Annotated in this window: 3 protein-coding genes; 1 reads left to right on the top strand and 2 read right to left on the bottom strand. The window is 42.1% G+C overall.

What is annotated here, in order from left to right; translation table 11 throughout:
* Both AACQ81_RS07880 and AACQ81_RS07875 read right to left on the bottom strand, forming a co-directional pair.
* On the bottom strand, positions 1 to 3,767 hold a 3,767-nt coding region (locus tag AACQ81_RS07880), incomplete at its 3' end, for an amino acid adenylation domain-containing protein (protein WP_237386909.1).
* A gap of 26 nt (positions 3,768 to 3,793) precedes the next feature.
* Positions 3,794 to 7,063: a non-ribosomal peptide synthetase gene (locus AACQ81_RS07875; protein WP_237386908.1), complete on the bottom strand. Its 3,270-nt coding sequence runs from the start codon at positions 7,061 to 7,063 to the stop codon at positions 3,794 to 3,796.
* A gap of 450 nt (positions 7,064 to 7,513) precedes the next feature.
* Here AACQ81_RS07875 and AACQ81_RS07870 point away from each other — a divergent pair, with 450 nt between their 5' ends.
* On the top strand, positions 7,514 to 8,875 hold the full coding sequence (locus AACQ81_RS07870; protein WP_237386907.1) for an aspartate aminotransferase family protein: 1,362 nt from the start codon (positions 7,514 to 7,516) through the stop codon (positions 8,873 to 8,875).
* Positions 8,876 to 9,061: the final 186 nt, after the last annotated feature.

Below are 9,061 nucleotides of genomic sequence, written 5' to 3'. Positions count from 1 at the left end.
TCGGTAATAATGTGGTGCTGGGTTAACAGCAGGTGGTGTTGATGGTCGGCGAGCTTCAGTAATTGCGCGCGTATCAGCGGCCCGGTGCTAAAATCGAAGGGCTGGCTGGCTTCCCAGTCCGCGGCGGCTTCAATGGCCACGTGCTGGTCGGCGGCGGATAATTGACTGAAATCGTGGATCGTCAGGGCGAAACTGCTGTCCGGCTTACCGATGATTTGCCGGGCTTGCCCGTCGACCAGCCGGAAGGTGGTGCGTAAGATCTCATGCCGGGCAACAATGCGATCTAATGTGGCGGTGAGGGCCGGCAGATCAAGGGTGCCGCGCAATTGTAAACCGCCTGATACGTAATAGGCGGTTTGTGCCGCAGGGTCCAGTTGTGCCAAAAACCATAAGCGCTGTTGTGCCCAGGAGAGTGGCAACGGCTCTTGACGGCTGACAGGCACGATGTCGGGTTGAATTGATTGAGTTTCCACTGCCAAAGTTTGTGCTAAATCAGACAATATTGGCTGAAGAAACAGATTTTGCAGTGTGACATTAATATTCAGGGTCTGACGTAAGCGAGACGCTACCTGTACGGTCAATAAAGAGTGTCCGCCTAACTCAAAGAAATTATCATGCCGTCCGACTTGTTCCAGACCCAATAAATTTTGCCAAATTTCTGCCAGTTGCTGCTCTATTTCTCCCTGTGGTGCGGCGTATTCATGATTAACACTGGCGGAGCGATTAGGAGCGGGCAAAGCGGCTCGGTCTACTTTACCGCTCTGATTTAATGGGAAGGCTTCAAGGGTAACAAAGGCGCCGGGGATCATATAGCTGGCGAGATGATTACTGAGTTGTTCACGTAGGCTGGCCGTATTCAGCGATTCAGGGATTTCAGGCACTAAATACGCAACCAGTCGTTTATCCCCAAGGTCATCTTCCCGGACGATAACCAGAGCGTCCTTCACCCCGGGACACGCCACCAGATGTGTTTCGATTTCGCCCAGTTCAATACGGAACCCACGGAGTTTGACCTGAAAATCATTGCGCCCCAGATAACGAATATTGCCATCCGGCAGCCAGCGACACAAATCTCCGGTGCGGTACAGACGGGCAGCCGGTTGATTGCTGAAGGGATCGTGGATAAACCGTTCCGCCGTCAGTTCCGGACGATTCAGGTAGCCACGAGCGACCCCTATGCCGCCGATATAAAGCTCACCGGTAACTCCGATCGGTACAGGTTGCCCCTGAGTATCCAGAATATAGGCTTTGGTATTGACCATCGGCCGACCGATGGGGATATCTTCAATAGGATAAGGATGGCCGGGTTCATAAATGCAGGCAGTGGCATTGACAGTGGTTTCGGTCGGGCCATAGAAATTAATCCAACGGCACGTTTGTGTGCCCGGGCTGGCTAACCAAGCCTTCAGGTGGCGCGATTCCGCCTTTTCTCCGCTGGCGGCCACGGATCGCAAGCATGGGGGCGGCCAGCTGTGTCCTGCCTTGACCTCTTGCGCCCATAAGTGCCAAAACGCGGTGGGCAAATCAACCACCGTGATATGATTTTCTTGCAGAAAGGTCATAAAATCGCTATCCGGCACTTTGAGGTGGTTCGGACGTAAGACTAAGGTAGCCCCCACTGCCAGCGTGGGGAAAATTTCCGCCACGGAATTATCAAACCCAAAGGAAGCGAATTGCAGCACCCGGTCATGTGATATCAACGCGGTTGTCTGGATTTGCGCCTGAATAAAATTGACGACATGCCGATGTTCAATCATGACGCCTTTCGGCAATCCGGTGGAGCCGGAAGTATACAGTACATACGCCAGATTAGAGGGTGTGAGGTCTGTGACTGAAATATTGTCTTGAGGCTGACTGGCGATATGCGTGTAATGGTCGGTACTGTCCAGCACCCAGATGGGCAGGTCAGTATTAGCCAGACGAGCACTCAAATGACGCTGGGTCAATATCAATACCGGCTGACTGTCTGTCAGCATATAGGCTAAGCGGTCGGTGGGATAGTCGGGATCAAGCGGCACGTAACTGGCACCGGCTTTCAAGATTCCCAGCAGGCCGATGATCATGTCCAGGCTGCGTTCGACGCAAATGGCTATTCGTTCATCCGGGCGCACTCCCGTTGCTCTGATGGCATGTGCGAGTTGATTAGCCTGCCGGTTTAATTCTGCATAACTGAGTTGGCCTTCTTCCCCGATAAGGGCAATCGCATCTGGTCTGGATGCTGCCTGCTGTTCAAATAATTGATGGATAATACTATCTTGCTGGTAGTCTTGCGCCGTGAGATTAAAATTAGTCAGTAATTGGGAACGTTGTGATGGTGTCATCAATGGAAGCGTTTCTATTTGCTGGCTGTCATCAGCGATCATCGCTTCTAATAGCGTCTGTAGGTGACCGACCATGCGTTCAATACTTGCGTGCTCAAAAATATCACTGGCATATTCCAAATCACCGACTAAGCCTTGAACCGTATCATTCAGAGATAAGGTGAGGTCAAAATATGTGCTATTTCTGATAAGTGGAAGTTCCTTCACATGTAACCCAGATAGCTCGAAATTTTGCGGTCCGGGCGTATTGTCCAGAGACAGCATGACCTGAAAGATAGGACTATGACTTAGATTACGTGTCGGTTTTAACACTTCAACCAACTGTTCGAATGGCAAATCTTGATGTGCATAAGCACTCAAAGATTTATGTTTCACCTGATGCAATAATTCACTGACACAGGGGTTGTCACTTAATTGAATTCGTAAAGCTAACGTATTAACGAAGAACCCGATTAATGGTTCCAGTTCATGCTGTTGCCGATTGGCAATGGGAGTGCCGATCACGATATCATGCTGACCACTGAGGCGGGAAAGTAACACTGACAACCCTGCCAGTAGAGTCATAAATAAAGTTGTACCGTGACGTTGACTCAATGCTTTTAATGCAGAGCTTAAAGCCGGGGAAAAGGCAACATTAACCCGGTTGCCTATATAGCTCTGTTTTATCGGACGTGGCTTGTCCGTCGGTAATTCAAGAATTACTGGTGCATCTTGCAATTCACCTCGCCAGTAATTCAACAAATTTTCCAGAACGTTCCCTTGTAACCACTGATGCTGCCAAAGGGTGTAATCCGTATACTGAAGCGATAATTCAGATAATGGATCAGCAAGTCCCTGACAGAAAGCGTGATAAAGAGTGGATAGCTCATATATCAATACATTAACTGACCAGCCATCCGAGATAATATGGTGTTGAGTTAACAGAAGAATATGCTCATCTTCTGCTAAACGAAGCAAATGCCCCCTGAACAACGGCCCTTGAGTCAAATCGAAAGAAGTTATAGCCTCACGCTGGGTGCATTTTTCTATCGCAGTCTGTTTTTCTAACTCAGGTAAATGGCTGATATCTTCAGTTGTTAAAGCAAAATCACAGTTGGCATCCCCGATAACTTGCCGGGCAATGCCTTCAATAGATTCAAAGGTTGTTCGCAGGATTTCATGACGGGCTACAATTCTATCCAACGCGGCTTTAAGCGCATGATGATTTATTAGCCCCTGTAGATGAAGCCCTGTTGACATATGATAGGCAGTTTGTGCCGCAGAATCGAGTTGAGTTAAAAACCAAAGGCGTTGTTGTGCCCAAGATAATGGAATATTTCCCTCACGAGGCTGCACAGTAATTGATGTTCTTTGCGTATATTGACGAGTTAGTTTTGCTGCTTTAGCTGATTCAAGTAATTTTTCACGTTCCGCTAATGATAAAGAATTTAATTCGTTATTATTCATACTTAAGTACCATTTAAGATTGAAATTTAATTCATCGATTTATAAATACTTTTTAGTAATTCAGCGTCAAATTGCAGCAATTGAGCGTCGACAATACACGCTTTAAGTTGGCTAAGAGAGGTATGTGAAAATAGTTGTTGAACAGAAAGTTCTACACCAAATATTTCCCATATTCTTGACTGTTGCTGTAGGACTAATAATGAATTTCCGCCAAGTTCGAAGAAATTATCATGGCGTCCTATACGCTTAATTTTCAGCAGCATTTGCCAAACATTGGCTAATTGTTCCTCAATCTCACCTTGTGGTGCGGCATATTCTTGTGTGATCACTGATGAATGGTCGGGAACTGGCAGTGCCCGGCGATCCAGCTTACCATTCGGGGTCAATGGAAAAGCATCCAACATGACAAATGCACTGGGGATCATATAATCAGGCAGATGAGTGCTCAGTTGTTCCCGCAGCTTGGGAATGCTTAAGGTGATATCCGGTTCGGGTATAAGATAAGCAACTAAGCGTTTATCTGTAGCGTCGTATTCATGTACGCTAATAATAGCGTGTTGAACACCGGCACATTGAGTCAGACAGGTTTCAATTTCGCCTAATTCAATCCGGTTTCCGCGTATCTTGACCTGGAAATCATTACGCCCCAAATAATCGATACTGCCATCAGGCAACCAACGTCCTAAGTCTCCTGTCTTGTAGACTCTTGCTCCTTTGTTGTTGCTAAATGGATCAGGAATAAAACGTTCTGTTGTCAACTTAGGACGATTTAAATAGCCACGGGCAACACCAATACCACCGATATAGATTTCACCGGCAATGCCGATGGGCACTGGTTGTCCATATTTATCGAGAATATAGATTTTTGTATTGGCAATAGGGTAACCAATTGGTACTAAAGTAGAATATTTTTCTGATCTACAACGCCAGGATGTTACGTCGATAGCGGCTTCAGTCGGGCCATATAAGTTATGCAGCTCAGTATGAGGTAAATGAGACAAACATTTCTGTTGCAGAGAGTATGACAAGGCTTCTCCGCTGCATAAAATTTGACGCAAAGAAGGACAACGCTTTGCTGGAGTATGATGAATGAAACTGTGCAGCATAGAAGGAACAAAGTGAATCGTTGTAATACCACGGAGTTCAATTTCTTCCAGCAAATAGCCGGGGTCTTTATGGCCATCAGGGCGCGCTATAACTAACTGAGCGCCAGAGAGCAAAGGCAGGAAAAATTCCCATACTGAAACATCGAAACTAAACGGCGTTTTTTGCAATACACGATCATATTGATTCAACTGGTATTCATCTTTAGCCCATAGCAAACGATTTACAACACCACGATGCTCATTCATAACCCCTTTGGGTAGACCGGTTGAACCTGACGTATAGAGTACATAGGCCAAATGGTGAGATGTCAGTCCTAATTCGGTGGCTGACAAATTATTTTCCGCCTGAACGGCCATTTGTGTTTGAAATTCGTCGCTGCCCCAGCGCCATACAGGAATAGTTGTTTTTGGTAAGTCCCTTTTCAGATCTTGATGCGTCAGTACGAGTATGGGGTTGCTATCCGCGAGTATGTGATTCAGGCGATCTATGGGATATTCAGGATCAAGTGGTACATAGGCGGCACCGGCTTTGAGTATGCCTAACAAACCAACCACCATATCTGGGCTACGTTCCATACAAATGGCGATACGGTCATCTGGGCAAACACCAAATTCAACTAAAGCATGAGCTAATTGATTGGCTTGCCGGTTCAATTCAGCATAACTTAATTGGTGGTTTTCATACATCAGGGCAATTGCGTCTGGCTTATGTGTGACTTGCTGTTCCACTAATTGGTGAATCAATGCTTGTTGAGGAAAAGCTTTATTTGTTGTATTGAAATTACAAAGAATTTGTTTACGTTCCTGTTCATCCATCAGTGGCAAATGGTCAATTTTCTGTTGTTCGTTATCAGCCATTGCAGTAAGTAAAACGAAGAAATTTGTCATGAGTTGATGGACTAACTCAGTATCGAACAACTGAGGATCGTAATGGAAATAACACCGAATTTGTGTATTAACCTCCAATATATTAAGCATCAAAGAAACGGGGGTATCAGCATAAAGGGGATAAGAGAAAGGCTGTAATTCTGCACCTCCCCAATGTACCGTCGTATTATTATCTTCGTCCATCCATAACAATAATAGGTCACCAATATATCGAGGCTGTTGAAAAGTTATCAAAGTCTGGAAAACGGGGTGCGTTTCTGCATGGCGTTGTAACTTGAGTTGTTCCAGTATCTTAGCAAAGGGATATTTTTGATTCTCAATGGCCTGACGAATGCTTTTCTGTGCTTGCAGAATAAGCTCACGAACGTTCATATCACCGTTAATTTGACCACGTAATGCGACTGGATTAACAAATTCACCGACCAATTTTCCCCAATGTGCACGACTTCGCCCGGGCATCATTGAGCCTATAATAATATCGTCCTGCTCTGTATAGCGATTCAATAAGATTTGGTACGCAGCCAGAAAAACAGCAAATAAACTGTTCCCATATTTAGAAGCCATAGCATGGAGTTTATTGGCTAATATATCTGGAATTAGACGGGAAATTGTGATCTTATCCGTCAATGGTGCAGGGGTATTTTTAAGCGTGTCGTTTTCTGTTGGCCATTTAATGTTTGGCCACTGTAGTGTATTCAGATGGCCCGCTAAATTATTACACCAGAAACTTTGTTGTTTTTTTGCTCTGTCACTATTCAGCCATTGCTGCTGCCATGTAACATAGTCTTGAAAACTATGCTCTGATATTGGCTCTAAGGCTTGTGAAGATAATATATTGCCTAATTCCTCTAATAATAACCAATAAGACCAACCATCAACTGCCAGATGGTCAAAAGTGAGTACCATGATGCTTTCTTGGGGATGGCATTGATACCAACTGACATAAACCCGTAATGGATATTCCAAATCGAAAGGATGCCAGCAATCTTGGCGTACTTGCTGTTGAAGAGTATTTTCGTCTAGATGTTTAGCATCATGTCGTTGGATCTGTATCTCAACATGCTCTGCAATACGGTATCCTAACTTGCCATCATATAACCCAAAGCTAGACCGTAACATAGGATGCCGTTTTATCAGATGATTGATTGCAGTTTCTAAACGTTCAACAGTTAAATCCTTAACCCGCGCACAAAATGCACTATTATTTTTTCCGCGTTGGGTTGGATTAATTTGATATTGAAACCAACGACTATTCTGAGCTTCAGATAAGGAAAATGGTTTCATATTTTCAGGATGGTTCACTTTGTAGCTCCGTTTTTCATGTTCATAATAACTGACATAATAAAACTATAACCTCCACTCATAGTTATATAGAGAAATAATTAGATGAATTAGTTATTAATAATTTCTCCTTACATATTATTATGGTGAGTAAAATTAATAATTTTCAGGAAAAACATGTTGTAAAGAAAGATGCTATTTTGAATTTAATTTCAAAGCAAGTTAAAACAGATAACACAAAAGCATTTATTAGCAATAATTAATAACAAAAACACATAGTCATATTATTTGATTAACGCGTAACAATTAAAGGTTAAAATATTTTTTATGAATCAATTGACTAATAAATTAACTAATTAGTTAATAAATTAAATTATTTACAACATAGTAGTGAAAAATAAAATAGATGTATTGCGTTAATCCAGTACTAGCATGAATGATTGAAAACTTAAATTTTAATAAGAGTGGATAATGGATAAATCAATAATTAAAACAGCAATTCCTGGACCAAAATCAAAAGCCGCTTTACAGAAACAAATTCAATGGGAATCCGATGCAATATCTTATCCGAAAAGATTACCAATAGCCTTAGACAAGGCATATGGCTCTTATGTACAAGATATCGATGGCAATATATTTATCGATTTTTTACTCGGAGCAGGTTCATTACCATTGGGGCATTCCCACCCTGAGTTAGTTGATGAAGTATACAAACAAGCAAAAAAATTAACTCTCGGTTTAGATTTTCCTACACCAATAAAAGAAGCATTTACTGAAGCTCATATCAATATGTTGCCTGAAAATCTTCGTAACTCTTACAAACTTCATTTTTGCGGCCCTACGGGAGCTGATGCAGTGGAAGCTGCGATTAAATTAGCCAAAATATCAACAGGACATCAGGAAATTATTAGCTTTAGAGGTGGGTATCATGGATGTACTAACGGCGCTTTATCAGTAACAGGCAATCGCCAAATGAAAAAAAATTTTTTGGGGCTAATGCCAGGCGTTCATTTTTTTCCATTTGGTTCAGAATCACACTCCCAAACTAGCTGGGTTATGAATTCACAGCAACTTGATGCTGGAATGTTTTTAGAATCTGCATTAAGAGATGCAAATTCAGGTCTTGGAAACATTGCCGCAATTATTCTTGAGTTAGTACAAGGAGAAGGCGGACTTTATGTTGCTGAAAAATCTTTTGTCTCTAAAGTTTATCGATTATCAAGAGAATTCAACATTCCTCTCATTATTGATGAAATTCAAACGGGTTGTGGTAGAACTGGGACTTGGTATGCATTCGAACAGTATGATATAGAACCTGATATTTTTATCACATCAAAAGGCACCAGTGGAATAGGACTTCCTTCATCATTAATGTTTTATAAAAAAGAGCTAAAGAACTGGATGGCAGGAAATCATATTGGCACATTTAGAGGAAATCAACTTGCTTTTAGTGCAGGGGTTAATGCCATAAAAATAATTAAAGAAGAAAGAATATTGGATAATGTAGTAAAAATGTCTCAAATAATAGTTGATAAACTGAATACATTGAAAATTAAATTTCCATTTCTTGGCGAAATTCGAGGGAAAGGGCTTATGTTAGGGGTAGAGATATTGGATCCCGAATGTAAAGATGCCGATGAAAAAGGAGCAAAAAAAATACAGGAATTAACATTGCAAAATGGGTTAATTATAGAAGTTGGAGGCCGAAATGATACCGTCATTCGATTATTGCCTCCATTAAACGTAGGCATTGAAACAGTAAATGAATCACTTTTAATTCTTGAAAAAGTATTTACTTGCTATGAGAATTTAATTAACGAAAAATCATGTTAATCTTTTTTAGATAAACTATTTGATATGCGTAACGATATAAAATTTCAACGATACATCATTATATCGTATACGCACGATTTTCTATTATCGAGAAATCATATATCATGAGTAATTCTGTAATAACTGTAATACCACCTGCTAATGATGATTTTTACGCTATGCGAGAATTAACTAATGCCTGATATT

Origin of the sequence: Xenorhabdus sp. Sc-CR9 (assembly GCF_963897815.1) — a bacterium.
Taxonomy (GTDB): Bacteria; Pseudomonadota; Gammaproteobacteria; order Enterobacterales; family Enterobacteriaceae; genus Xenorhabdus.
Note: the sequence above shows the minus strand (reverse complement) of the source record. Positions and strands in the feature narration are given on the sequence as shown.